Source organism: Paenibacillus sp. FW104-T2 (genome assembly GCF_058789975.1).
Window position 1 is genome coordinate 98,404 of the sequence record NZ_JBYTCE010000009.1, and the last position, 26,301, is coordinate 124,704.

The 26,301-nt window shown below is 46.2% G+C and carries 20 protein-coding genes and 1 pseudogene; 10 read left to right on the forward strand and 11 right to left on the reverse strand.

What is annotated here, in order from left to right:
- Positions 1 to 182: 182 nt before the first annotated feature.
- From AC3WQ3_RS13515 to AC3WQ3_RS13535, 5 genes are all read right to left on the reverse strand, one after another.
- Positions 183 to 950: an ABC transporter permease gene (locus AC3WQ3_RS13515; protein WP_336781938.1), complete on the reverse strand. Its 768-nt coding sequence runs from the start codon at positions 948 to 950 to the stop codon at positions 183 to 185.
- On the reverse strand, positions 951 to 1,712 hold the full coding sequence (locus AC3WQ3_RS13520) for an ABC transporter ATP-binding protein (protein WP_336781937.1): 762 nt from the start codon (positions 1,710 to 1,712) through the stop codon (positions 951 to 953).
- Between the two features lie 12 nt (positions 1,713 to 1,724).
- A complete protein-coding gene (locus AC3WQ3_RS13525; RefSeq protein WP_336781936.1) occupies positions 1,725 to 2,588 on the reverse strand; it encodes a pentapeptide repeat-containing protein in 864 nt (287 codons plus the stop codon).
- A gap of 14 nt (positions 2,589 to 2,602) precedes the next feature.
- On the reverse strand, positions 2,603 to 2,932 hold the full coding sequence (locus tag AC3WQ3_RS13530; RefSeq protein WP_095286527.1) for a PadR family transcriptional regulator: 330 nt from the start codon (positions 2,930 to 2,932) through the stop codon (positions 2,603 to 2,605).
- A gap of 297 nt (positions 2,933 to 3,229) precedes the next feature.
- Positions 3,230 to 4,249 carry an alpha/beta fold hydrolase gene (locus tag AC3WQ3_RS13535; protein WP_492472499.1) on the reverse strand — a complete coding sequence of 340 codons (1,020 nt, stop codon included), beginning with the start codon at positions 4,247 to 4,249 and terminating at the stop codon, positions 3,230 to 3,232.
- A gap of 140 nt (positions 4,250 to 4,389) precedes the next feature.
- On the opposite strand from AC3WQ3_RS13535, the gene AC3WQ3_RS13540 reads away from it, so the two are divergent.
- Positions 4,390 to 5,304: a LysR family transcriptional regulator gene (locus AC3WQ3_RS13540; protein ID WP_492472500.1), complete on the forward strand. Its 915-nt coding sequence runs from the start codon at positions 4,390 to 4,392 to the stop codon at positions 5,302 to 5,304.
- Between the two features lie 174 nt (positions 5,305 to 5,478).
- Here AC3WQ3_RS13540 and AC3WQ3_RS13545 read toward each other — a convergent pair whose 3' ends face one another.
- Positions 5,479 to 6,828, reverse strand: a complete 1,350-nt coding sequence (locus tag AC3WQ3_RS13545) for a response regulator (protein ID WP_492472501.1) — start codon at positions 6,826 to 6,828, stop codon at positions 5,479 to 5,481.
- Positions 6,816 to 8,519 (reverse strand): sensor histidine kinase, encoded by a 1,704-nt coding sequence (locus AC3WQ3_RS13550; protein ID WP_492472502.1) that lies wholly within the window; start codon positions 8,517 to 8,519, stop codon positions 6,816 to 6,818. The genes AC3WQ3_RS13545 and AC3WQ3_RS13550 overlap by 13 nt, the downstream gene beginning before the upstream one ends.
- Before the next feature lie 334 nt (positions 8,520 to 8,853).
- Between AC3WQ3_RS13550 and AC3WQ3_RS13555 the strand changes: the two genes are divergently transcribed.
- The 5 genes from AC3WQ3_RS13555 (at position 8,854) to AC3WQ3_RS13575 (ending at position 15,156) form a co-directional block, all read left to right on the forward strand.
- Positions 8,854 to 9,738, forward strand: a complete 885-nt coding sequence (locus AC3WQ3_RS13555; RefSeq protein ID WP_154894365.1) for an ABC transporter permease subunit — start codon at positions 8,854 to 8,856, stop codon at positions 9,736 to 9,738.
- Positions 9,739 to 9,756: 18 nt separating this feature from the next.
- On the forward strand, positions 9,757 to 10,626 hold the full coding sequence (locus AC3WQ3_RS13560) for a carbohydrate ABC transporter permease (protein ID WP_336781929.1): 870 nt from the start codon (positions 9,757 to 9,759) through the stop codon (positions 10,624 to 10,626).
- A 69-nt stretch (positions 10,627 to 10,695) separates the two neighbouring features.
- A complete protein-coding gene (locus AC3WQ3_RS13565) occupies positions 10,696 to 12,381 on the forward strand; it encodes a type 2 periplasmic-binding domain-containing protein (protein ID WP_492472503.1) in 1,686 nt (561 codons plus the stop codon).
- Positions 12,382 to 12,452: 71 nt separating this feature from the next.
- Complete coding sequence (locus AC3WQ3_RS13570) at positions 12,453 to 14,168, forward strand: discoidin domain-containing protein (RefSeq protein WP_492472504.1); 1,716 nt, start codon at positions 12,453 to 12,455, stop codon at positions 14,166 to 14,168.
- A 4-nt stretch (positions 14,169 to 14,172) separates the two neighbouring features.
- Positions 14,173 to 15,156 (forward strand): family 43 glycosylhydrolase, encoded by a 984-nt coding sequence (locus AC3WQ3_RS13575; protein ID WP_492472505.1) that lies wholly within the window; start codon positions 14,173 to 14,175, stop codon positions 15,154 to 15,156.
- 131 nt (positions 15,157 to 15,287) lie between these two features.
- Here AC3WQ3_RS13575 and AC3WQ3_RS13580 read toward each other — a convergent pair whose 3' ends face one another.
- Together AC3WQ3_RS13580 and AC3WQ3_RS13585 are read right to left on the reverse strand one after the other, a co-directional pair.
- Complete coding sequence (locus AC3WQ3_RS13580; RefSeq protein ID WP_154893873.1) at positions 15,288 to 15,815, reverse strand: DinB family protein; 528 nt, start codon at positions 15,813 to 15,815, stop codon at positions 15,288 to 15,290.
- Positions 15,816 to 16,119: 304 nt separating this feature from the next.
- Positions 16,120 to 17,694 (reverse strand): annotated as a pseudogene (locus AC3WQ3_RS13585) (glycosyl hydrolase); the annotation flags it as partial.
- A gap of 255 nt (positions 17,695 to 17,949) precedes the next feature.
- Between AC3WQ3_RS13585 and AC3WQ3_RS13590 the strand changes: the two are divergent.
- Together AC3WQ3_RS13590 and AC3WQ3_RS13595 are read left to right on the forward strand one after the other, a co-directional pair.
- Positions 17,950 to 18,321, forward strand: a complete 372-nt coding sequence (locus AC3WQ3_RS13590; protein WP_492472506.1) for a winged helix-turn-helix transcriptional regulator — start codon at positions 17,950 to 17,952, stop codon at positions 18,319 to 18,321.
- Positions 18,322 to 18,485: 164 nt separating this feature from the next.
- The gene (locus AC3WQ3_RS13595) at positions 18,486 to 19,202 is read left to right on the forward strand and encodes a 3-ketoacyl-ACP reductase (RefSeq protein WP_127536782.1); all 717 of its coding nucleotides are present in this window, start codon (positions 18,486 to 18,488) and stop codon (positions 19,200 to 19,202) included.
- 134 nt (positions 19,203 to 19,336) lie between these two features.
- On the opposite strand, the gene AC3WQ3_RS13600 is transcribed toward AC3WQ3_RS13595, so the two are convergent.
- Positions 19,337 to 20,689, reverse strand: a complete 1,353-nt coding sequence (locus tag AC3WQ3_RS13600; protein WP_492472507.1) for an MATE family efflux transporter — start codon at positions 20,687 to 20,689, stop codon at positions 19,337 to 19,339.
- 141 nt (positions 20,690 to 20,830) lie between these two features.
- Here AC3WQ3_RS13600 and AC3WQ3_RS13605 point away from each other — a divergent pair, with 141 nt between their 5' ends.
- On the forward strand, positions 20,831 to 21,511 hold the full coding sequence (locus AC3WQ3_RS13605; RefSeq protein ID WP_492472508.1) for a TetR/AcrR family transcriptional regulator: 681 nt from the start codon (positions 20,831 to 20,833) through the stop codon (positions 21,509 to 21,511).
- Between the two features lie 257 nt (positions 21,512 to 21,768).
- Here AC3WQ3_RS13605 and AC3WQ3_RS13610 read toward each other — a convergent pair whose 3' ends face one another.
- The gene (locus AC3WQ3_RS13610; protein WP_492472509.1) at positions 21,769 to 23,793 is read right to left on the reverse strand and encodes an ATP-dependent DNA helicase; all 2,025 of its coding nucleotides are present in this window, start codon (positions 23,791 to 23,793) and stop codon (positions 21,769 to 21,771) included.
- Positions 23,794 to 23,975: 182 nt separating this feature from the next.
- Here AC3WQ3_RS13610 and AC3WQ3_RS13615 point away from each other — a divergent pair, with 182 nt between their 5' ends.
- Positions 23,976 to 26,228 carry a glycoside hydrolase family 3 N-terminal domain-containing protein gene (locus AC3WQ3_RS13615; protein WP_492472510.1) on the forward strand — a complete coding sequence of 751 codons (2,253 nt, stop codon included), beginning with the start codon at positions 23,976 to 23,978 and terminating at the stop codon, positions 26,226 to 26,228.
- Positions 26,229 to 26,301 lie beyond the last annotated feature (73 nt).

The following is a 26,301-nucleotide window of genomic DNA, read 5'->3' on the forward strand; positions in this document are numbered from 1 at the left end:
CTGAGCAAAGGATGGAAAAAACGCAGCAGCAGAAATTGAACCTGGGAAGCTAATTGTAAAGAGATTAATCTGCTAAAGATAATTAAATTAATAATGTTATCGAAGGAAGGTACAATCCAGGTTTTTTAGATCATTTAGGGGTGTGACCTTGAGTCATACTTAGAAGCTGAGCTGATAAGTTCTCATACCCGCTTTTTATAAACTCTCATTGCAAGGATATAGGCAACTACAAGGACTCCAGCACACCACGCGAGAGCAATCCAGATCTCATTGCCTGCCGGCTGGCCCAGCATCAGTGCACGGATCGCTTCAACAATGGAGGTTACCGGTTGGTTTTCTGCAAAAACGCGAACGACCGAAGGCATCGATTCTGTTGGCACAAATGCAGAGCTGATAAAAGGAAGGAAGATAATGGGGTAGGAGAATGCACTTGCTCCATCCACCGATTTGGCGGACAGACCCGCAATCACTGCGACCCAGGTTAATGCAAGCGTAAACAGAGCGAGTATACCCGCCACGCCAAGCCATGACAGTATTCCAGTCGGCGAACGAAAGCCCATGACAAGCGCGACGAGAAGGATGACAACAACCGATATAAAGTTGGATACCAGCGAGGTCAACACATGTCCCCAAAGTAAGGTGGAACGGGAGATCGGCATGGAGTTAAACCGTTCGAATATGCCTCGCTGCACATCAATGAACAGACGGTAAGATGTGTAGGATATACCGCTGGCAATAGCAATCAACAGGATACCAGGCAGCAGATAATTGACATAGTTATCCGTTCCGGTTTGAATAGCACCGCCAAACACATAGACAAACAGCAGCATAAACGCAATGGGCATAATGGTAACCGTAATAATGGTGTCCATACTGCGGAAGATATGCCGCATGGAACGTCCAAGCATAACACTCATATCGCTAAAAAAATGTTTTTTCACCGTTTCCATTTAGTTAGCCTCCTTTTTGCCGATGATGGAGAGGAATATATCTTCGAGTGTCGGCTGCTTTTCGACATACTCCACTTTTGCGGAGGGGATCAACTTTTTAAGATCCGAGAGTGTGCCGCTGGCGATAATTCTGCCCTCATGGAGAATGGCAATACGGTCGGCAAGCTGTTCCGCTTCCTCTAAATACTGCGTGGTCAGGAACACCGTTGTACCGCCATCCGACAACTCTTTTACGATCTTCCAGACCTCAATGCGTGCCTCAGGGTCAAGTCCGGTGGTTGGCTCGTCGAGGAAGATAATCTGTGGTTTTCCTACAAGGCTCAAAGCAATGTCCAGCCTCCGACGCATGCCACCCGAGTAAGTAGACACCCTGCGGTCGGCAGCGTCTGTCAGGCCGAAGCGTGTCAGCAAATCCTCCGCAACCTGACGCGGATTTTGAAGGTATCGCAGCTTGGCAATCATGATCAGATTTTCCCGTCCGGTTAAAATTTCGTCCACCGAGGCAAATTGACCGGTCAGGCTGATCGCCTGCCGTACATGGTCGGGATTGGTTGCAACATCGAATCCGTTCACGGTCGCAGTTCCACTGTCTTTTTGAAGCAGTGTGGCGAGAATTTTGACAACGGTTGTTTTGCCAGCACCATTGGAACCGAGAAGGGCGAAGATGCTGCCCTTTTCCACTTCGAAATCCACGCCCTTAAGGACGTGCAGCTGTTTGTAGGATTTTTGCAGGCCAATCACTTGAATGGACTTGTTTTGCACAGGATCTCCTCCTTAGATAACCGTAACTTTGGACACATTGGCTTCCATACCTTTGAGAGCAGCATAAGTGAGTTTATCCATCATTGCACCGTCAAAGCAGACGGTCTTGATCACCCGATAATACTTGTTGGACCATGAAGACGTTGGAAAGGATACGTTTTTGAGTGTAGCGTTTTGAAATGAAACTTCGTTCAATGCCACCTTGTCAAACTTGACCCCGGTAAAGGTTTGCCCATCAAAACGCTGCCCGCTCAGATCGGAGGACTTGAACTCCACACCGTCAAAGATACAGTTACGGAAAATGGCCTTTCTAAGATCAGTTAAGGAGAACACAACGTCAGTCAGTCTGACATTTGTGAATTTGGCCCCGTCCATACCCGACTTACTGAAGTTCGTGCGTACAAGAACGGATTGACTGAAGCTTGCATTTGCTAGGTCAAGTGTAGAGAGGGTGCAGTCCGTCAGATTGGCGCGGTCGAAATTGGCATCCCGGACATCGCTGCTAATAAAAGAACTACCAGTCAAATCTGCATCCCTGAAATTGGAGCCTCGCAGCGCACTGGACTTGAATTGTCCTTTATGCGCGGTAACACCAGCAAAATCGCTTGTTGACAGGTTACTTGCGTTAAAGTTTGTCACTACCTGCCGTTCCAGTGAACGGGAGAGGTTGGCAACCTCCTGCACGGTCTGTTCAATATCGCCGATGCTTTCAATGGTCATCTCAAAAGCAGTTTCATCATCTTTGCCCTCAGCCTTGAGGTCACGGAACCTTTCTTGCAAATCGGAGTGCAGGTCTGCTTTTAATTCGGTGACACTTTTTACCTCATCGTACGGTGCAAAGACTCCGTTCAAATAGTGAGTGAGCTTTTCATTCATAACCTCAACACTCCTTATAATAAGTTTTCAAGCACGCGCTTCGCGTACTCCCAGTTTTCTTTGTTGCTGGCATGTGTTGCCTTGCCCTTTTCGGTAATCCTGAAATACTTACGGCGTCCACCTTGAGATTCATCGCCCCAATACCACTCGATATCACCCTCCGCTTCAAGTCGCCGAACGCTGGAATACATGGTGGCTTCTTTTAATTCGTACTCACCGCCTGAGCGCTCGGCAATCATTTTGACAATCTCGTACCCATATCTGTCAGCTTCGGATAAGAGCCTTAGAATCATTGTATCGGTATGGCCGCGTAGTAGGTCGGATGTAATTTTGTTTTGGCTCATGTAATCACCTCGCAATTGTATAATACGTCATACTACTGTGACTGTCAAGGTAGTATTATAATCAAATTACCTTGAGTGGAAAATTGTACGTTTATCCCATCATGTTATTCAATCGTTCCTTTTCGTTATAGAAATTATCCCGACATGGATTGGTGCATGGGCTGAGAGTAGAGAGGGAGTGATAAACATGAAAAAACCTCTCTTGACGTTCATGTAATCATGACGATAGGAGAGGTTGGTTTTTCACTTGTTATTGAGTAATGAAATGATAAGAGATGAATTAAAAGATGAGTCGGTTTAGCCGACTGGACTTAACGTCAGCAACCGTTTCAGATTGTCATCAATAAATTTGTTATCGGAAGGGTTAATCCCACGACCGGCGAAATGTCCCCAAATCGAATGAATCGGCTTGTAGTCAGCATTAGGAATAAGGCCAGCCTCGTACTCGTTGTCTTCCGCCGTGCAGAAGAGATCCGTGCTACCTGGCATAATGCAGGCGAGCGCTTTAATACTGCTTAGCGCATGCTCGAAATTTCCGTTATAGAGGGGATTATCACTAATATCGGCATGTTGGCCTGTCCATGACATGGCGAGAACATTGTGCGGATCCATAGTCATGAAGACCTCTTCCCAGAAGCCTGCCATAAAATCTGTTAATGAGTCGAAACCAAGCTCACGGTAGAGTTTCCTTCTATAGAAAGCCTGTGAAAATCCCCATCCCGCGTAAACCCGGCCAGCCCCGCGCATGTCTGCAGTGGTCAAATGATTGAGTTGATTCGAATCAAATTGCACGGCTGACAGGAGGGGGGCACATACTCCTTCCATGACCGCAAACGTGTGAGGCCATGTTTTGGCCACGCCGGCAAAAGGCGCGATTCGCTCCACCATATCGGGATAACTTGCCCCCCACTGGAATGCTTGAATCCCTCCCATGGACCACCCTACGACGAGTGCAATCTTTTGAATGCCGAATAGTTCGGTAACCAGCCGATGCTGCATAACAACATTGTCATAGATGGTTACTCTGGGGAAATTCGTCCGGTCAAATGGAGGAGGCGTGTTACTGGGAGACGAGGACAATCCGTTACCTAACAGATTCGGAACGATGATAAAATATTTTTCCGGATCGAGTGCCATGCCATTTCCGATTAACCATTCATTTTGTACATGCTGGTCGCCAAAAGCCGTTGGATAAACGACAACATTATCTTTCTCCTCATTCAATTTACCGTAAGTCTTGTAAGCAAGAAAAGCATTTGGTAACGTCACGCCCGATTGCAAGGTTACATCACCCAAATTAAAAATGTCGTAGTCCATGATTTAATCTCTCCCTTCAAATATAACCAATCCTTAAGTGTGTTTCTTGTACTCAGTATAGGACCGTGGTACTCTCAATAAAAGTGATTAAAAATTAATATAGTGTTCAATATTATTGATAGTAAGAGGAGGATAAACGGATGGAATTACGCCAATTAAATATGTTCCGGACTGTCGCATCGACCCTTAATTTCAGCCGGGCAGCTGAAGCTATGGGTTATGTACCTTCGAATGTCACAATGCAGATCAAGGCTTTGGAAGATGAGCTCGGTGTTCGGCTTTTTGACCGCTTGGGCAAGCAGCTTGTTCTCACGGGAGCGGGAGAACGCTTCTTAAATCATATTCAGAGTGCTCTCGATAAACTGGATGAAGCTCGAAGCGCCGTTCATGACGATGAACAATTAAGTGGAACCTTAACGATTAGTGCCAATGAGGTTCTATGTGCCTACCGGCTTCCGGTGGTCTTTCGTCTTTTCCGCTCACGGCATCCGGGAGTTCGCCTGATCTTCCGCTCTGTTCCCAACCAACAACTGAAGCAAACGCTTTTTGAGGGGACCGCAGATGTGGTATTTATGTTGGATGAACCCATCCGCTCTACAGGACTTGCAGTGGAACCGTTGATGGAAGAGACATTCCGTTTCTACGCTGCGCCGGATCACCCACTTGCGCAGCATACGGTATTAAAGCTTGAAGATTTTCACGGTCAAGTGTTCCTGACCAATGAGAAGGGCTGTACATATCGAACGATGTTTGACCGGGCATTTGAGAAAAAGGGGATAGACACCATTACACATTTGGAATTTCAGAATGCCGAAGCGATTAAGCAATGTGCCATGGCCGGAATAGGTATTGCATTCCTGCCGGAATTGACTACAGAAGCTGAAGTACATCGGGCGGAACTTGTTGCTCTTCCATGGGGAATTGCTGATTTGCACGTATATACTCAAATGTTATGGCATAAGGACAAGTGGCTGTCACCAATTCTGTTATCTTTCCTGGAAGCGGCAAGGGAGGTTATTGCGATAGAGGAAGGGGTTGAGACCTTTTATAACTAATGTCCCTGATACCTAGAAGATTGGTAAAAGCCAACACAAAATGAGCTGTAACTTAGAGCTGAAATCAGCTCTGAACAGCTCATCGAAATGAATATAAAATTCATCAGAAGCGTGGTGCTTATACCGGGAAGGGATTCGGTTCTCCAAAGTGGTCTGGTCACTTGTTTGATCCTTTTATTGGTGTATCATATTCCTACGGTATTGATAAGGGGTAACTCCGAACTCTTCCTTGAACAACTGGATAAAATACTGATTTTTTTTGTACCCGACCATTTGGGATATATCGGCTATGCGGAGTTCAGAATCCAGCAGCAGCCGGGCGGCTTTATCCAACCGTTTCCGCGAAATGTAGTTGGACACATTTTCTCCGGTCTCCTGTTTGAACAGTTTGGAAAGGTAGACAGGGTGAAGATGTGCGACTTTTCCCAGTTCATCCAGGCTGAGGCCATGTGCAATATGATCTTCGATGTACTTTTGCACTTTACCCACGATTGTTTGAATGGACATCTCTTTGTTGTTCCTGATCTCGCTGACGGTCTCCATGAGCGTCGGCCATAACTCGTCTGGATTCCGCAGCCGATGGAATATCCAATCCGCCGTTTCAGAAGTACTCCGTTCCTTATCCACCAGATATACATAAACGATGGTTTCCATCAGGAAGAGGATTTTTTCCTTTCGCAGACTGATTGGATCATAGCTTTTCATAATGTTGCCTGCCAACTCCCATTCCCCGCATGATGGAGGTAGGTTAAATGTTCGGTCGAAGTCTCCGGGCTGCACATGTTCATTCAGGAAGAATTCGTAAAACAGGTGGCGGGTTTCGTTTCGGTCACTCAGCGAAAACGGTCGGGACAAGATCAAGTGGTGCAGTTTGCTGGTTAGTATCTCAGCAGCTTCTTGCGGCACTAAAGCGACCAGTTGCGTTCCTGTAGACCAGATGAAACGGTCCCCATTGCTTCCAACCATACATTTTACTTCGGCTACCTCAGCTGGTGTGTAATGTTCCAGTCTCAAGCAGCAAAACTGGTGTTTTCCTAAAAAATCTCTATAAACCTCAAACTCCTTCCTTAAAGTCTCGTTTCCTCCAAGCAGGGAAAGCAGATACCCCATACCATCGAATTTTTCCCAACTGATGGGTGGACTTGGGTTGGATTTCTTAATATTCTTGATGGCTTTGGACATGGCTTTCTCGACATCATCCTTGTCTACTGGTTTAAGCAAATAATCTAGTGCGCCCAAACGAATTCCTTGCTGTGCATATTCGAACTGGGAGTAGCCTGAAAGAATAATAACTTTGGTTAGCAAGTTTTTCTGGTGGATATGTTGAAGTAGATCGATGCCCGACACCTCCGGCATTCGGATATCGGTAATTAATATATCGATATGGTGCTGATTCAACCATTCTCTGGCTTCAATAGAATTGGTTGTTGTCTCGATCTGATCGATTCCGAAGGATCTCCAATCAAGCAAGTGCTTCATGTACTCCAGTACGTAGTGACCGTCATCAACGATTAATAGTCGCATACGTTTTCTCCTTTCTCCGCAGAAATATCGATTAGCAGCTGGACAGACAAGCCGCCCCAGTCATTGGTGAAAAATTGAAGACCGCTCAGCTCGCCGTACGTATTTTTGAGACGCCGGTTTACATTCCAGAGCCCGACGCCTTTTGTTCCTTCAGGTGGTGTGTCGCTCTCCATCTGAGCTTCCAGCCTGCTGATTTCCTCCGGTCCGAGCCCCTTTCCATCATCCGAGATCCTGATCGTGACTGCAGCTTCCGTCCGGTTTACATCGATAGTTACCCGATGGGCTCCCTGTCTTCCTTCAATTCCGTGTTGAATGGCATTCTCGACTACGGGCTGAATGATCAGCGGCGTCAGGGGAAGGGAGGCAAGTTCGGGCGGCAGGTCAATCTTGTACTCCATTTTTTTGCTGAGCGTCATAATAACCAGGAAATGTTCAGCAAACTGGAGTTCGCTCTCCAGCGTGACCTCGTGTCGGTCCAATTTGGTTAAATACCGATAATATTCTGCCAGATGCTTGCTCATTCGCATGACGGCATCCGGCGAAAACTGGGCGACCGACATGATATAAAACAGACTGTTGTACAAAAAATGAGGATTTATTTGCGCTTGTAGTTGTTTTAATTCTGCACTTCTTCTCAGATTTGTCTCGGTTTTCAAGGATACGAACAGATCCTGAATCTCAGCAACCATATGATTGAAGCTGCGGAACAGGCTGTAAAATTCCTTATCTGTGTTCTGGGTGATACGTGTGTTGTGATTGCCTTGCTCCACCTGCAGGAACTTTTTCTCCAGTAAACGGATGTTACGGTAGTAATTCCGGTAAAACGTGAAAATAACAAACAGGCCGAGTGTCAAAACCGCTAAAATGCTCCCAAGAAAAACTTTACGGCTGCGGTCCAGCGGCTGCAGAAAATCATTCGTTCGTGTGTATGTAATCAGGTAGGCGTCGATTGGTTCAATGTACCTTGAAAGAACGTAGTAATCATCCGATTTGGTATGATAATCATACTTTACAGTGGACTCCACTTGAGGCGTAAGCATGTTGGTAACCGCTTTCAATAGATCATGGTCGACTTCTTTCTCGGTCCATAATTGCCGTTGGTTAAACAGGAAAAAAGCATTTGAACTGTCATTGTTGACTGCCTTCTTGAGCAGGCTTTTCAAATAATCGGTTTTCAGTTTCACGCCAACCACATACTGGGCAGGTTCAGCCATTCCCGATTTTTGGATATAAGGGTAGACGGCAAAATAATACAAGCTGCCTTCGACAATACGCCATCCACGATCCACAACCTCCTTAAACGGAAGTCTTGCCTCCAGCGTATTGTTGGTGGACAGGAACGATCCTTCAGACTTCCAGTAGATGCCGATGGATTCAATAGAACGGCTGGAAAGCAGAATCTGACGCAAGCGATCGACAATTTCATTCTTTTTCATTTGGGAATCGTAGTTGCTCAGCTCGATCACGTGGCTCTGATAAAACCGGACGTCACTGTCGGCAGCTAACTGGACCCCGTACATATTAGCCTCATACATAATTCCGTCAAGAATGCCTTTCACATAATCGAGCTGGTTCTTGGAGGCTTGGATCAGATTATCCTCCAGCGTCTTGGAGCTTAAGCGGTTCATTACGAAGAATAAACTCAACGTCAGCAGCAGAAAGAAAACAAAAAAATAGATAAATCGCTTCATGTACATTTTTCTTAGCATGTTTGTTTCCCTTTCCTAACGAGAAGCTTGGGAGTTAAAAGTCCATTTAGATTTACTTTAATATAAGCCAAACGACCAAAAAGCGGAAGACCAGCATGAGCACTAAAATGAAAGCGGTTTAAAGTAGTTCAGGATGGGGTGATGATCTTGAAATTTTGGCATTTTGGAGTGAAAGCGCTTTTGTTAAGCTTAATTGCGAGGGTTGATTACAAGGAATGTCGTAGAGGAGGTATGCAGCATTAACGAGATTGGTTCTGTTACATCCGCAAAAAAAGTTAAATCCAAGGCTTCCCATCGCAGTTCATGGAAAACGGAAATCAAGAAAAGCTGGCCTTTGTACGTACTGTGTATTCCCGCTTTCGTATTTGTCTGTATTTTTTCGTATGGACCCATGGTTGGTTTGCTCATGGCATTTCAGGACTACAAACCATGGCTTGGCATCTCAGGTTCCCGGTGGATCGGACTAGCCAATTTCGAAAGGATCTTTCAGTATGATGAAGCGACTCAAGCGATCGTCAATACGCTGATTATCGCGGTTTCCAAAATTATCGTCGGTATTATCGTTCCGATCATCATGGCGATTTTGCTGAGCGAGATACGAAATATCGGGATTAAGAAGAGTGTACAGACCTTGGTGTATCTGCCGCACTTTTTGTCCTGGGTTACTGTCGCGGGACTGATGATTGACATTCTGGGATTGGACGGAGGCGTCAATCAAATATTGACCTGGATGTTCGGGAACGATCCGATTTACTTTTTGGGTGATCCGGATCTCTTTCGGTACACCGTCGTTGTGAGTGACGTTTGGAAGAGCTTTGGCTTCGGTATGATTGTCTATTTGGCTACCATAGCGGGAATCAACCCTTCCTATTACGAAGCGGCCGAGATTGACGGAGCGACACGCCGGCAGCAGATTCGATACGTCACCTTGCCCAGCATGCTGCCGATGATTATCGTCATATCCACACTCAGCCTGGGTAACATTCTGGATGCCGGTTTTGACCAGGTTTTCAATCTGTACAACCCGCTTGTCTACAGTACGGGAGATATCATCGATACGTATGTATATCGTTCTTCCTTGTTAAACGGGCAATACGGATTCGGGACAGCAGTAGGACTGTTCAAATCAGGGATCAGCCTGATCCTGATCGTTGTATCCTACAGGCTGGCCTACAAGTATGCCAATTATAAAATATTCTAACAAGGAGGGAGAGCGATCATGTACCATAAAACGACAGGCTATCGAGTATTCTCCATATTTAATTATACTTTCATGATACTGGCGGGACTGGCGTGTTTTCTTCCACTGCTTCATTTATTGGCGCAATCGCTCAGCAGCAAAGCAGCCATTAGTGGTAACCTGGTGTCGTTCTGGCCAGTCGGGTTCAATGTGGATGCCTATGTAAAAACGTTCAGCAATTCCAATTTCATCGGTTCGATGCTGACATCGATTACCCGAACCGTATTGGGGACGACCATCAGCATGTTTGTCCTGACCTGCGCAGGTTATGCCCTTTCCAAAGAATTTAGGGGCCGCAACGCGCTCATGTGGTTTTTTATCTTCACCATGCTGTTCTCCGGAGGACTGATACCTTCTTACATATTGGTGACCAGTCTTGGGTTGAAAGATACCATCTGGGCCCTTGTCCTCCCGGGAGCTTTCGGAGCTTATAATCTCATTCTTCTCGTCAATTTCTTCAAAACGATTCCAAAAGCTTTGGAAGAAGCGGCGTTCATTGACGGAGCATCTTTCTTCGTGATCCTCAGCAAAATCTACCTGCCGCTATCTCTGCCAGGAATCGCTACCGTTTCCTTATTCATCATGGTTGGACACTGGAATTCTTGGTTTGACGGAATTTTGTATATGTCGGATGCGAGCAGGTATCCGCTGGCTTCCTTCCTGCAGACGGTCGTAGTGCAAAGCAACATGCAGAATATGGCCATGAGCCAGTCTGAGGTCGCAGCGATGTCGGAACAAAGCATCAAGGCCGCCCAAATTTTTGTCAGTACGCTGCCTATTATTTTGGTCTATCCTTTTTTGCAGCGATATTTCGTGAAGGGGATTGTGTTAGGGGCTGTCAAAGAGTAATTCTCATCATGATCATGAACAAATGAATGAATAGAAAACTGTACGATATGAGCGAGGGGGCATGTTTTTATGAAAGAAGGAAGAAATCTATGGAAAATGGTTAGTGTGGTTATCCTGTCGGCGATGGTTGTAGCTGGTTGCAGCAGCAAGGAGAGTGTATCTGAGACCGCACCGGCATCCGTGCTCAAGGATGGAAAATATGATCCGCCCTTTAAAATGACGATCGCGAAGCAGCAGGATGAAAATGCCGGTAAATATATTAATGGTGAAAGTTTGAATGACAATGTACTAACCCGCTGGGGAGAAGAAAATCTCGGCATCAAGATCGAAACTACGCTGCTGGGTGGCGATGCTTCCCAATATAATACCAAGCTCCGGCTGGCGTTAACCGGTTCCGAGAAGCTGCCTGATGTTCTGCCGGTGTATGACACCATGCTGGTCAATGATTTGATCGAATCGGGGCGGGTCAAGGAGATAACGGAAGATATAGCGACCTACATGCCAGAACGGATGAGAGAGATCTATAAACAATATCCAACGACGTTTAATCCTGTGGTCAGGGACGGCAAAGTTTACGGAATGGCAATCGCACCGAATCTGACGGAGGGCGAAGTCATGCTGATCCGCCAGGACTGGCTGGATAACCTGAAATTGAAAGCGCCAACAACCATAGAGGAGTTTGAGAACGTCATCGCGGCATTTACCACGGAGGACCCGGATGGGAATGGCAAGCAGGACACCTACGGGTTTACTTTCTCGGGTAAGGATTCTTACAATACGGGCTGGGTCAGTGATCCGGTCATGATTTTCAGCGCATACACAGGTAAGCACCTTCCGCGGCAGTGGGTTAACGACAATGGTAAGTTAACCTATGGATCCGTGGCTGAAGGAAACAGGGAGGCACTTGCCAAGCTGCGGGATTGGTATGCCGAAGGGTATCTGAACAAGGAATTGGCCACTCAGGGGGCATGGGACGCACTCTCCGATTTTACGGAAGGAAAGGCAGGCATCATCATCGGCCGCCCTTGGCTGTATGACAGCGTGAAGGATGTGGAGAAAAATATTGAGGGCGCTAAAATCAATGCTTATCCTACGATTCAAGGCGTAAACGGGGATAAGACGTATCAGTCCGCTCAGCTCAACGATGGTGTGTTCATGTTCAACAAGGATTTTCAAAACATGGAGGCATTCTTCCTGTACTACGATAAGATGTACGATGCTGCGTTCAGCACCGGTGAATTCAAATATGGCTACGCTCAGGGATACGATTACGATATCGTCAATGACGAGGTGACGTTCGATCCGCAAAAGTTCAATAAGCCATTGGAAGCAATACAAAGTGTTGGGAAAATGGCATTTACCAAAAATACGCCGAGTGTTGATGGCCCCGGCAAATCGTACTACGATCTGGCGAATGGCGCCAAGCCCGATACAGGTGTTCTCATCCAAAGCGATTCCAAGGATCAAACGACCAAAGACGGATATCGTATCTCTTATGAAAACCGTGAGGCACTGCTTCCAAACGAGTTTAACGGTCCGCCTACCCCAACGATGCAGAATGTGTGGGAGCAATTGACTACCATGGAGCAAGAAACGTTTACCAAAATTATATACGGCAATGAGCCGATTGAGGCTTTCGATACCTTTGTGAAGCAGTGGCACGAAAAAGGCGGAGACCAAGTCATTGAAGAAGTGAACGAGTGGTACACCCAAACCAGCGAGACGGATGTCATGGCATTGATGAAGCTGAAATAAAAGTCATATTCCACCAAGATCAGCCTTCCGAATAAGGAAGGTTGGTCTACTAAAAAAGGAGATGATGAGACATGGTTAAAGGTAAACAAGGAATGGTTGTCGTCGCTGCACTGATATTGCTGACTTGCCATCTACTGTTCTCTACTCAAAACGTTCACGCTGCGGATAGCGAGGAGACCCAGATTGCAGCAACACTTTTCATGCTTAAGAATGATTCTGAGGTATCCAATGCCAAAATACACTGGCCGCCTGTCGGGGGAGCTGACGAATATGAGTTGTACAGATCGGAGAACAATGGGCCCTTTACGTTATTGCAGAACTTGACCGGAACAACGGCAGATGATTATGACCTTGCCATAGGCAGCACATACAGGTATCAAGTGAAAGCATATGAGGGAACCTCCTTGTTAACCTCTGCTGTCTCACCCGAATATGCACCTTACACTCTCCCGGGTAACCTCACCACATTTGACAACACAGTGCAGTCTACCTTGAATCTCCCGAATGAACTTAAAGTCGGAGATACCTACTACAAATTTAATTTTGTTCAAAAGTCATCAGGCGGTTTTGGCCAAATGATACAACAGACGTCGACCGACGATATCACTTATGGGAATGACAAGGTGGTACTTTCCTACACGGATCATCCGGATCTGGCTGATTCCAAATTTGAAGGAATTAATATCCTGTATCATGCGCCTACCAACAAATTTGTGTTTTGGGCCCATTATGAGAACAGCTCCGATTATACACTGGCCAGAGTGTCGGTGGCATCGGCCACGCCTGGAGAGCACTTTACTTTTCACAAAAGCTTCCGTCCGGAAGGGAATGAGTCACGGGATATTTCCATTTTCAAGGATGACGACGATTCGGCTTATTTGATTTCGACAGCCAATAATAATTCTGACACCATTCTGTACAAGTTGACCTCTGATTGGCTGGATGTGGCATCCCAAGTTTCGGTGATATATGAAAATCAGCATCGGGAACTGCCCAAGGTGATCAAGAAAGATGGCATTTATTATCTGTTCTCTTCCCAAGCGGCAGGTTGGTACCCGAGCATACCGATGTATTCTTCAGCAACCAGCATGGATGGGGAGTGGTCCGAACTGCGGACAATAGGCAACACGTCAACCTTCTCGGCGCAATCGGGTTCGGTCATGCGAGTAAAACCCAATACGGGCAACCATGTGGTAATGATAGCTTATCGATGGATGTTCGGTTGGGCTGGCACGGAAAACGGGACAACAGAGGAGCGGCTGCTTCCCGTTTGGTTCTCGAATGGTTACGCATTCTATGATTATTTTGACCAAATCCTGTACAATGCGAGCGATGATGTCGTAATCCCTGTCCAGAACGGAAGGCTGCTGTCTCAAGGCAAACCTGCAACAGCGCAAACAAGTGCCGGAACTAACCCGGCGGGTTATGCGAACGATGGCAGCTATCAAACGGAATGGATCGGTACAGGCGGTTCCTGGCCACATTGGTGGAAGGTTGATCTTGGTTCTGTCCAGGACATCCATAACGTGCAAATCTCCTGGTGGATGCAGAAGGGCTCCGAAGGATTTTATAAATATAAAATTGAGACGAGTACGGACAATGTTAATTGGACCGAAGCATTGGACCGAACCAATAATACCTCTTACGGCTTCACCTCGGATACGTTATCAGGTACAGCCAGGTATGTAAGAATCAATATGCTGAATGCCACGCTTCACAATAACCCTAACAACTGGTATACACCACGTTTGTGGGAAGTGAAGGTATTTGGAGCAGGTGCAGAGTAACGAGGTGTCCAACGTGAATAATAAAAGAAGAGAGTGGGGTAGCGTTGTGAATCATCGACTAATCAATGGTACTCTATGGAAGGATACAAGGGGCCAGCCGATCCATGCCCATGGCGGACATATTATATTCCACGACAAGTATTATTACTGGTACGGGGAAGATCGTAGAGACGATATTTATGTGAGTTGTTACCGTTCCAGAGATCTGTTCCATTGGGAGTTTCGAAACCATATCCTTACCACTTCAACTCCGGTTGCCCCGATCAGAGTAAGGAGCAATACGAAATTGATGAATGACAGCGGTGGAAAGGTGAACCTTGAACGACCCAAAGTACTATTTAATCAAAAAACTAAAAAATTTGTTCTTTGGGTCCACTATGAGAACGGGACAAATTACAATGACGCTGCATGCGCCATTGCCACATCCGATTCTCCGGATAGCCATTTTACCTATCATGGCAGCTTCAACCCATATGGCTATATGTCGCGTGATTGCACGCTCTTTCAGGATGATGACGGGACGGCCTACTTTATTTCAGCTGCCAGGGACAATGCGGATCTTCATATCTATCGTCTGCAGGAAGATTATCTTAATGTCGAAAGTCTAATCGGAAAGCTGTGGCAGGGAGAATACCGGGAGGCGCCAGCGGTCTTCAAGCGGAACGGAAAATACTATATGCTGACCTCTTTTTGTACAGGTTGGGAGCCGAATCAAGGCAAGGTAGCTATGGCGGATACTATGGATGGTCCATGGGGGATGCTTCGTGATTTCGGGGACGATACGACATACCGAACACAGCCTTCTTTTGTATTGAAGCGATCGGAGCAGGAATATCTTTACTTTGCGGATCGCTGGAATGCAGCAGATTATTTTCAATCCAGCTATGTGGCACTACCCATTGAATTTGAAGGCGATATGCCGATACTGAATAATTACTCCGCCTTAACTTTGAGTAAGGATGCAAATTCGATTACTTTTGAAAAGTAAATTTTAAGGAATCAACGCAAGAGTGGATGGACGGATGAAAGGTTGCCGGACAGAAGCTGACTTTCGGATAACGAAGGTTCAGCGTCTGTCCGTTCACACAAATGGAAATACACTTCAGCAGATCGGGTTAATTATAATTTTACATCTACCGCATACCGATCACGAAGAATCGACAGATGGTGCAGTTCATGTCCAACCAAAACATAAGCGATGGATCGAGCCGAAGCTGGGTTATCACTAACAATTCCTTTGCGAAGCCATGCTTCCGGCGCGATGTGACGAAGCATAAGAATAGTAGATCGGCGTGCAACCGCATATTCTTCTCTCAGATCAGCCACGGTGTACGTATCGAATGGGTGACTTTGCATCAGGACGTCCTGGTCATAGCCGGGATGATTCGCTTGATCACCTCTGGCGATGCGCAGGAGCCGGCTGCTCATGATGCGTTCGTTGTCTGTGAGGTGGCCGATAACTTCTTTCACACTCCACTTGCCTTCGGAATAACGGTAGTTGGCTTGCTCCTCGGTCAATGAAGACAGAAGAGCTTGTACGATATTGGACTGCTGCTCCAACTGTTCGAGGATGCTCCCTTCCGGAACAAGGTTTATGTACCCTTCATAATATGCTGCATACTCCTCTTTCACTGGTCTTTCAAGCATGTTGGCGCCTCCTTTGGATTCCTAGCTCTGGGTTTTATTGTAGTATAGGCTTGAACCAATTCTCAACCTTTCATTGGCAGGATTCTGCTATTTAATGAGGTTAATATTTAATAGGGTGATAAAGGGTCAAGTAGAATTACGACGAGATTATAATCATGCTTGAAATATGCCCCTCCGCTTAGTGGGCGGAAGGGCATATTTTGGGTTCTGGCATCTCATTTGCAACGTGTCCGATCTCGTTGTAAGAGCCTTTTCACATATTCCAGATGTTCATTTCTTCTTCGTACAGGTTCATTCATTTATCGTTTGCAGGTGTAATGGAAGCGCCTAAGGTTCCATTGTCTACCTTCAAATTCGGCAGCTCATCCAGCGTAATGACATAATCACTTTGATAGAGTGTTTTTAGCGTGGTCGGATTGTTGAATGCAGAACTCATAAGATGTTCGCCATACCAGGGACAGAAGTAGAGCCATCCCGATTTCTCCTCCACCAGATTCTGCACGCTAGGGACCGTGTCATTCTCCGTCATGGCCACCATTTTTTGGCCGCCTGTCAAATCAACAAGCTGATAGAAAATGGATGTAATGGCATCTTCATTGGGAACGCCGGACAAACCGTCATAGCGATTGTAAATCGTATTGTATTTGTCATAACCGACAAGATCCACCTGATCGTCGCCAGGATACCATGCAGGAGATGTGCTGTACACGTAGCTGTTATAGGTCCAGATTAAGTTGTGCAGATCATATGTCTCCGTGAGCTCGGTATACAAAAGGTCCCACAGCTGCTTATACACATCTGCGCCAGCTGAAGCCCACCAGAACCAAGCTCCTTCGCCATTCAACCCGCCATTGCCCTCAGCCTCATGGTAGGGCCGGAAAATGACAGGTACATCATTATCCTGTAAAATCTGCAGCTGCTCCGCCAAATCCTCAATGGTCATCATCACGTATTGATATTCTTTCGTCCCGGGGATGACTGCATTCGCTGTGTTGAAATTGGTTTCGGTCGGTTTGTAGGTTGCTTCTTTCCAATCGACGGAATCTCCAATTTCATAAGTGTCGAATTGGCGCGGGACATTGATATGCCATGCAGCTGTTGCAATCCCGCCACGGTTGTTAACCCAGTCGATCATGCGATCAGTTGTCCCGTCCTCCCAGCCGTACAGAGGATTATAGTTCATGAAATCGAAGCCGCGGATGGCCGGATATTTACCGGATAGATCATGAATCCATTCGAACTCCAATTCGGTATCTCCATTATTTCCGCCTCCGTAAATCTCTTGCTGTCCCGAAATAATGTGGTTGCCGTAAACATCGGTCAAATAATTCATTAGAAGCTGGGTTTCCGGTGTAGCTTGAGGATCGGTGAGGACAGGCTGCACATCTAGAGGATCTAGATCGGCATGATCCACAGTGAAGGTGTCAAAATAAGTGAAGCCCCAGCCTGCTTTAACTTGTATGGTGTTGGTTCCCTGGTTCAGCTTATGAAATCCAAAATCGTATTTGGACCATGTTGTCGAGTAGGGGAGCATATACGAGCCCTTGGTAACGCCATTAACAGTTAGGTATTGCAGCCTGCCATCAGGACTCAGTTCTTGCATGTACTGAGTGGAGATAGCGTACATGCCGGTTTCTGGAACAGTCACATTAAATGTGATCGTGCCGGAATTCTGCATCCAGACAAATCCGCTTCCGGAGAAGCCTGGTTTGGGTTGTCCGTAAATTTCAGTAACGACATGCAGATCGGACGTCAGCTGAGCGTTTTCACTTTCCATGGTGAAGAGTGGAGGGTCTGCATGAACAGGCATGTTCATCCATCCGAACAAGAGGGTAAATGCCAACAGCATTGCGCTTGCCTTTGTGAGCTGATTTTTCATTCCCATCTCCCTTTTCATGTGAAATAAGATCAAGAATTCTCAATAAAACCAGTAATGGATGCGCTTTCATAAAAAACATAACATAGGAAACAATTTTTGTAAATATATGGAATATAAAGTTGGAGTTTGACTTGTTTTTGCGTTTATTAGTTGGTCCTTGTGCACATCAGTGACACGTGATCTTCGTCCATTCCAACTTGTGGTGGTATAATACAAAGGTTGCAGTTTTTAATTCAATAAAGGAATGATGATTACATGACAGATTCGCTGAGACAGGACATCCGGGATCGATTAGCCCAAAAGGATTACCATTGCGAGAAAGAGTATACGTTATCGATCCTTAGCGGCAAATGGAAAGTAGTTATTTTATGGCATTTGGGAGTCGAAGGACCTCATCGGTTTAGCGATTTGCAAAAGCTCTTTCCTAAAATTTCACATAAAATGTTGACAAGCCAGCTGCGTGAGCTAATTGAGGATGGCATAGTCCATAGAGAAGTCTATCCGGATGTCCCTCCCAAGGTTGAATATTCGATGACAGAAGTAGGAATGAGCATACTGCCCATCGTTGAAATGATGTATACTTGGGGTCTGAATCGGCTAAGTCAGCTTAAGGATGAAATCAAGTAAATGGATGTGGCAGTTACCGTTTGGTAACCACCGCACCAAAAAGTGCATGCTTTTCATTTAAAGTAAGGGCAGTTAGAATGGAATAGAAGTTGAGAACGATTGTTTTTAACTCTAGGTTTTAATTCAATTTAACTTATCTAAGATTCAAAGGAGCGAACAATAATATGCAGTCCATAGCAGGAAAAGTAGCATTAATTACAGGAGCGGGTCGCGGGATTGGTCGCGCGATTGCCATTGCATTTGCACAAGAGGGCATTCACGTAGGCCTTGTAGGCCGTACGCTTGAGAATTTGCAAAAGGTCAAGGAAGAACTTAAACCGTACAATGTGAACGTAGCGATTGCTGCAGCTGATGTGGCCGATCTGGATTCCATTACAGCAGCAGTAGAGTCTGTACGGGGAGAGCTCGGAGCGATCGATATTCTAATCAACAATGCGGGCATTGGCAAATTCGGCGGATTCATGGAGTTAACACCGGAAGAATGGACCAATATCATTGATGTCAATGTGAAGGGTGTATATTACACGACCCGTGCGGTATTGCCAGAGATGATGGAGCGCAACGCAGGTGATATCATTAACATTTCATCTACGGCTGGACAAAAAGGGGCGCCGCTTACGAGCGCGTATACTGCATCTAAAGCGGCTGTGAATGGACTCACCGAGTCCTTGATGCTTGAAGTACGCAAGAAAAACATTCGTGTCACGGCTCTGACTCCTAGTACCGTTGCTACGGATATGGCAGTCGAGCTCAAGTTGACGGACGGCAATCCGGACAAGGTGATGCAGCCTGAAGATCTTGCAGACCTGATTGTGGCACAACTGAAGCTGCACCCACGCGTATTGTTGAAGCATGCGGGTCTATGGTCAACAAATCCGTAAACGGATAGAAGCAAAAGTGCATTGTAAAAATTAAAACTGTACACTAGGAATACAAAAATAAGTCGCTGCTTAAGCGGCTTATTTTTGTTTTTGCAACGTTCTGGCCTAGTCACACAAATACCCGATAATATTTTCTACTGTACAAGGTGTTCCAGTTCAGGCTGCAGTTTATTTCGCAGCATAAACATCATGGCCGCACCAACGAGGAAAGCAACAGCATCCGCAATAACAAGTGACCAGACCACGCCATGGAAGCCGTTCATATGACTCGCAATGAAAAGCACAGGAATCAATGTAACTCCTTGAATAATGGACATAACAAAAGCAGCGGTTCCTTGGGCAGTTGCCTGGAAAATGCCTGTGAACAGCGTCGTCATTCCTGAGATGAACAGGGACAGAAATGTCACATGCAGAATATAGCTTCCCATTTCAATGAGCTGCGGATCACTCGTGAATAGTCCGATTAAATGATCAGAGATCAGATAAACGATGATGCCGAACCCGGCGGCTAGAACGAGAATGCTTTTAATCGTAAATCCAATGGTTTGTTTCATACGCAGCTTGTTTGCCGTAAACGTGAAAGCAATTAATGGCACAACTCCTTCACATAACCCCATTAGAATAAATTCAGGAAACTGCAGCAAACGTGATGCTATCCCGTATCCAGCTACAGCCTGATCCCCATAGTCGGCAAGAAAATGGTTTAAGAAAAGCGACATGGCCCCCAGAAAGATACTCATGATAAAGACAGGAACACCAATTTTGAATACATTGCTCAGGATGTCTTTGCTTGCCTTGAACCATTTGGCGGAAATGGTTAGTAAACGGCTTCTATTCCCCATATGAAAGGCATAGAATGCACTCGCAACCAGGTTGGAGATCACGGTAGCAGAGGCTACACCAATAACGCCCCAGTGAAAGACGTAGATGACTACCGCATCAAGTATGATATTAACGACAACACTGAGGATCATGCCGACCATCGACGTGATGGCCGCTCCTTCGGAACGTACGATATTTTCCAGTGTGAAAAACAGGATTACGAATGGCGAGCCAATCAGCATAACGGTGACATACTCTTTTGTGAATCCAAATGCTTCTGTTGTTGCGCCCAGGCCATGAACGATGGGATCGACCAATGGAAGACCGATGGCCATGACCAGCAAACCGAGAGCTAAACTGCTGTAGAACGCAAAGGAAGACACATGTTTTACGTCTTCATATTTCTGCTCGCCCAGCAAACGGGAAATAAAGGTGCCACTCCCTATGCCAATCAAGTTACCTAACGCCATGATGGCGGCAAACAAAGGCAAGGTTAGCGCAAGAGCGGTTAACATCGCAGTATTGCCCAGCGTACCTAGAAAATAGGCGTTCAAGATGGAGTATATAACGTTCATTGACGTGCCGAGCATCATGGGGATGGCAAAGTGAGCTACGGCTTTGGTGATTGGTGCCTTTTCGAAATAATGGAGGTTTTCTGCATCCATGTGGGTCACTACCTTCTTCATGTAATTTGGTATTGCTGACAATCTAACAGTGTTAGTTTGTGCCTTACAGTGTAAGATGATATCATGAGCGTATGAACCTGTAAAGTAAAACTTACACTGTTAGATAAAGGGCGGATATAAATGAAAAAACAACAGCCACAAATTTCGGAAGATAAAATATTGGAAGCCTCGTGGGGACTTTTGGGAGAAGAGGGCATTGAGAAATTCAGCATGAGACGATTAGCCGATCGTCTGGGGATTCAAGCGCCTTCTATTTACTGGTATTTCAAGAGCAAACAGAATCTCTATCAACGACTGGCTAACCAGATATCGAAAATCATTCTGGACGAGTTCAATTCGGAGGGGAATTGGAAAGAGCAGTTGGAGGAATTAGCCATAACCATGCGAAGAGTGTTGAGTCATTATCCCTGCTCAACGCAGCTCATGATGATGACGCTGCCCCATGAACCTGACATGATTCAATTCACCAACCGTATGTTGCTTTGCGTGGAATCGACCCCACTTGAGCAAGAGCAGAAATTGCAAGCCGTTATAACGCTTACAAACTATGTGTTCTATTTCGTTCTGGATGATTATCAACATCAGCGTAATATTGCCGTGATGCAGGAGGACGAGGTAGAATTTCCAGGCGGGCAAATGAACGAACTTCTGGACTCTATGACAGAGGCACAAGCGGGACTTTTCCGAGGAATGTACAAAAGCGGACTTTTTGAGGTCATGTGGACCGATCAGGCTTTTGAATTTGGTTTGAAGCTGATTCTGATGGGGATTGAGCAGGTAATCAAGGAGCATGAGAAGTAAATCGATATTCACTGCTCATCTGGGGATGAAGTTGCCCCGGCAGACCTTACGATGCGCTGCGCATAACGTGCAACGAAATAGAGACAGTCTATATTAGAGAAGTGACTGCCAAGGTACATTCCCTTGTTGGATTGTAAACTGAAAAAGCTGATGCGGGTGATAAGACCGTATCAGCTTTTTTTATGTTGAACGCCCATAATTCGACTCTTTAATGAGTGTCCGCAACCAATCGTTAACAGCAGAATCCCTTTTCAACCTTACCGTTTAATGCCCTTTTCGTGGACAAATTTCTTCAGTACCGAAAAATCCTCTGTCACCTTCTTAAAAGGCAAAGTTACCAGCACTTGTTCCCGGTAATTCTTCCTGGCTGCTGCGCTAAGACGAGAGTCAAGGATGCTGAGCACGCCAAGGTCCGTTTCGCTGCGAATCAATCGTCCCGTTCCTTGCCGTAACCGAAGAAGCATGTCCGGTACAAACACGTCCATGAACGAATTGTCCGATAAAGTGGACTTATACTCATAGATGGGATCGGACGGAACAGGGAAGGGCAGACGAAAAACAATGACTTGTGACAGGTCAGGACCTTCGATATTTACACCTTCCCAGAAAACGCCTGTACTAAGCAGCACACCTTTACTTCCCCGGAATTCAGCGATTACTCCATCTTGGGAAGATCCCTCCTTCTGAACATGTAGCGCCCATGGATATTTACTCTTATCTGAGATCAACTTCTGATGAACATACTTCATGTCTTCCTTGGCAGAAAAAAGGACTAGTGTTCTACCTTGGGTTAGATTACAGAGTTGAATCATTTCGTGGTAGGCTGCTTCAAGATACAGCTCGCGCTGATCGTAATGATAGGTTGGAACCTTGTTCGAGATGTACATCATGGCATGGTTCGTGTAATCAAATGGAGAGGGTTTGCGGTCCATATAATCGCCCCTGTAACCAAGCGATTGTGTTAAATAAGAATATTGTTCCTCCAGTGTTTCTCCGCCTTGACACATCGTGGCCGACGTGAGAATCACAGACGTCTTGCCGTTAAATAACGTGTGTTTCAGAAACTGGCTTATATCTTTGGGACAGATGCTGATCGTGGTTGCGCGAAGTGTCCTGCTTGCCCAACTAAGATGATTTTCCTCTGTGTTAGCCAAGACATCCATAAGAGATATAAGCCCGTTCATAGCTTCATAAACTTCGTCAATCTCCCGCTCGTTGCGTGAGGTCAGAACCGCTAAGCGAAGACTAAGGTCCTTCAAATGTTGGGAGACTTGGCGAAATGGTATGCCTTGCATCTCAGAAATCTGGATACGGTCACTATCCTGTTTGGCTTCTCGGAGCAGGTCAGCGTCGATTTGTTTGAAAATATGCTGAGCATATCTTTTGATAAATTTGGATTGGGAAAGGAGAGTCTTGTCCATAGACTGCTTCATGAGCAATTGCACAGCGTCGTCCATGGTACGGCAGATGCCTCTTAACGTGAACTCGAGCGTTCTTGCGTCTCTAACTTTGGCCTCCAGATTATGAGCTTCATCAATAATGATTAGAGCCGGTCTTTCGGTAATGATGCCCCGTGTTCCTTCTTTTTTCTTCATCAGATCCCGGATAAGCAGGTCCTGATTCACAATTATAAAATCAATCTCGCTTGGCCTTGCATTAATTTTGGCACGCATTTCGTAAAATAAGCATCCATTTTTATGATGACAACGTTCGAATTGGCAATCATTTACGGACACGTTAGACCATTCAGTATCACTAATTCCACCTTGGATGTCTGCTCTTTCATCAATTTCATAATTGATTACTCGCTGAGCAAGGGCGGACAAGGGGGAATTTGGATCATCTGGCTTGAACAACTCCGCAGCCCTGTTTCGGCAAGCATACTGGCCCATGCCTTTCCCTACGACAGAGCGAACTGTAGTGAAGCCGAGCCGGCTGCCGATGACGCGAAGATCCTTATGTATCTGTTCCGAAAGCTGAATGGAGGATGTGGCGATAATAATGGGCTGTTGTGAAACCTGATTAATGAGCAGACTGGGGATGAGATATCCAAAAGACTTGCCTATACCCACGCCAGCTTCAATCATGGCATTACGCCCGTTAACATAGGCATCCGTTATATCCAGAGACATATCCTGCTGCCCAATCCGCTCGCGAAGACCCATTCGGGGAAAACGGTCATACACCCGAAAGATGCCTTCCACAAGCGAGCGTTCGAGGTCCTTTTTCGGTTTGCGTTTCTGTACTTTAGAGAGTTCATTTAACCAGTTCAAAACAATCACCTCACTTCCAATGTAAAATCTTCCTCTTCGGCTATTTTTAGTGAAACCCTAATTATCTTAGATGCGTCATTTACAGTCAAGTGTACATAAGCGATGATTAAGTCCATGGCTATAAAACGCAACTAAACGGATATCAATAGCGTCTATTTATCTTACATAGAACAGCAACAGGAGTGAAACAAATGCAGCTAAAAATGATAGGCATATTCGGCGCCGTTCTCGGCTCTATGCTCATATGGGCGGGGAATGCAGCAGCGGAAGAGCGGTTTAACGACCTACAGTATTCGAAGTGGGCAGAAGACGGTATTGAATATATGGCGAAGCGGGGAACTGTCGCAGGGTATGGAGATGGGAAATTTAAACCCGCAGGGCTTGTCACAAGGGCCCAAGCTGTCACCTTCCTGGTGCGGGAGCTATATCCGGAACAGCTTGAGAAGCCCGCTGAAGGTACGACTTACTCGGATGTTCCAAAGACACACGCCTTTAATAAAGAAATAGCGATAGCTTCTAAAAATGGACTTGCCAGCGGATTCCCGGACGGCTCCTTCCGTCCGGATGCACCGCTAAGCCGCGCTGAAACTGCAGCTTTCTTAACACGCGCATATTCTCTATCGGAAGGCAAGCAAACCGCCAATTGGTCCGATACGGAAAATCATTGGGCAGCAGCGCCCATCCTCGTCATGAGCTCCAATGGTTTGGTCGGCGGATATTCAGATGGCACCTATCGTCCGAATCAAACGGTCACGCGAGCAGAATATGCCGTATTTATGTCACGATTAATTCAGTTCGAACGCCAGTCAGCCATTCAGGCACAGGATTGGGAAAAGCTGATTTCTTATATGACCGTGAGTGAGCAGGTCGGTCAAATGCTCATGCCTGACATTCGGCAGTGGAATGGTAGAGTGACCACGACAGTTAATGAAGGGTTGAAAAGCAGCATCCATAATCAGGATCTGGGCGGCTTAATCCTTTTTGATAAAAATATTGTAGACACTCGGCAGGTCACAACATTTACGCACAATCTGCAAATGGAAGCTGGGGACATTCCGATGTTTCTTGGCATTGACCAGGAGGGAGGCGTTATTAAGCGAATCCCTGGCGGCACCAATTTGCCGGGTCAAATGGCTCTAGGCGCAACCGGAGATTCAGCCCTGGCCGAAGCGGCCGGACAGCTGACGGGAGAAGAGCTGAACGCACTGGGGCTGAGCATCAACTTTGCGCCAGTACTCGATATTAACAGCAATCCGGACAATCCGATCATTGGAATGCGATCATTCAGTTCAGATGCAGATTTGGTCACCAGACTTGGTCTCGCAACGATAACAGGGCTGCGTCAATCGGGCGTCATTGCAGCAGTTAAACATTTTCCAGGACACGGGGACACGACGGTGGATTCCCATCTCGGATTGCCAGTCCTGACGCATAACCGCGAGCGGCTCGATGCGGTGGAGCTGAAACCTTTTCAGGCTGCAATCGAGAACGGCGTGGAGATGATCATGACTGCACACATTGCTTTTCCTGCCATAGATAGCGAACAGGTCACATCGCTTAAAGACGGACAACGCGTGCCTGTTCCTGCCACGTTATCCAAAAAGGTATTGAATGGTCTGCTTCGGGAAGAGCTGGGATATGAGGGGATCATCATTTCAGACGCGTTCACTATGGATGGGATAGCGGAGCATTTTGGCGAAGACCTAGCGGTAGAACGGGCGGTCAACGCAGGTGTGGATATCATTCTAATGCCGCAGGATTCTGCAGCTGCTCATCAAACACTGGTGAACGCGGTGAAGAACGGAACGATTCCGATGGAAACCATCCATGCTTCAGTCGAGCGTATTTTGGAGCTGAAAGCGAAGTATGGCTTGTTTGAACGCAGTGAAAGCCTTACGTCTAAGCTGGCCGAGCTTAACAATGTTATCGGTTCACAGGGACATCGCGAGGTGGAGCGGGAAATTGCAGAGCGAGCAGTGACCCTGTTGGCCAGCCGTGACGGTATGCATCCGGATTCATTCCAACGAGGAGATCGGGTTGTCATTGTTGCAGCGGAGGAAGAGCAAGCCAAGCAGCTTGAGAGACAGTTGAAGCAGGCTTCAAGTAACCTGTTGTTAAAGACGGAAATTGCCCTAATTGGACAAGCACAAATGAAAGAGACGGTTGCCAAAGCCGATTATGTCATCCTGACTTCCTACCAGTTCCGTAACGTGGCCAGCCAGTTTGGATGGACCGCTTATCAAGCCTTAATCAATGAGATGAACACTCGAAATCAGCGCTACACATTGTTGTCACTCGGCAACCCTTATGAAACGATATATCTGAAGAACATTCGATCAGGACTTGCTGTCTATGGCAAGCAGGAGCCCAATACGGAAGCAGGAATCAAAGTGCTGCTTGGGCATCAAGAAGCTACCGGCAAATTGCCAGTGAAAACGAATTAAAAATACTGATAATTATCAAAAAAAATCAAAAGACGGATTCCAGCATACGGAGTCCGTCTTTTGATTTTTGATC

Coding starts and splice junctions, on each gene's coding strand:
- AC3WQ3_RS13590 (WP_492472506.1), top strand. CDS start 17,950: ATGACAGATTCGCTGAGACAGGACATCCGGGATCGATTAGCCCAAAAG.
- AC3WQ3_RS13580 (WP_154893873.1), bottom strand. CDS start 15,815: ATGCTTGAAAGACCAGTGAAAGAGGAGTATGCAGCATATTATGAAGGG.
- AC3WQ3_RS13595 (WP_127536782.1), top strand. CDS start 18,486: ATGCAGTCCATAGCAGGAAAAGTAGCATTAATTACAGGAGCGGGTCGC.
- AC3WQ3_RS13605 (WP_492472508.1), top strand. CDS start 20,831: ATGAAAAAACAACAGCCACAAATTTCGGAAGATAAAATATTGGAAGCC.
- AC3WQ3_RS13600 (WP_492472507.1), bottom strand. CDS start 20,689: ATGGATGCAGAAAACCTCCATTATTTCGAAAAGGCACCAATCACCAAA.
- AC3WQ3_RS13615 (WP_492472510.1), top strand. CDS start 23,976: ATGCAGCTAAAAATGATAGGCATATTCGGCGCCGTTCTCGGCTCTATG.
- AC3WQ3_RS13515 (WP_336781938.1), bottom strand. CDS start 950: ATGGAAACGGTGAAAAAACATTTTTTTAGCGATATGAGTGTTATGCTT.
- AC3WQ3_RS13545 (WP_492472501.1), bottom strand. CDS start 6,828: ATGCGACTATTAATCGTTGATGACGGTCACTACGTACTGGAGTACATG.
- AC3WQ3_RS13570 (WP_492472504.1), top strand. CDS start 12,453: ATGGTTAAAGGTAAACAAGGAATGGTTGTCGTCGCTGCACTGATATTG.
- AC3WQ3_RS13535 (WP_492472499.1), bottom strand. CDS start 4,249: ATGGACTACGACATTTTTAATTTGGGTGATGTAACCTTGCAATCGGGC.
- AC3WQ3_RS13530 (WP_095286527.1), bottom strand. CDS start 2,932: ATGAGCCAAAACAAAATTACATCCGACCTACTACGCGGCCATACCGAT.
- AC3WQ3_RS13525 (WP_336781936.1), bottom strand. CDS start 2,588: ATGAATGAAAAGCTCACTCACTATTTGAACGGAGTCTTTGCACCGTAC.
- AC3WQ3_RS13540 (WP_492472500.1), top strand. CDS start 4,390: ATGGAATTACGCCAATTAAATATGTTCCGGACTGTCGCATCGACCCTT.
- AC3WQ3_RS13550 (WP_492472502.1), bottom strand. CDS start 8,519: ATGAAGCGATTTATCTATTTTTTTGTTTTCTTTCTGCTGCTGACGTTG.
- AC3WQ3_RS13560 (WP_336781929.1), top strand. CDS start 9,757: ATGTACCATAAAACGACAGGCTATCGAGTATTCTCCATATTTAATTAT.
- AC3WQ3_RS13565 (WP_492472503.1), top strand. CDS start 10,696: ATGAAAGAAGGAAGAAATCTATGGAAAATGGTTAGTGTGGTTATCCTG.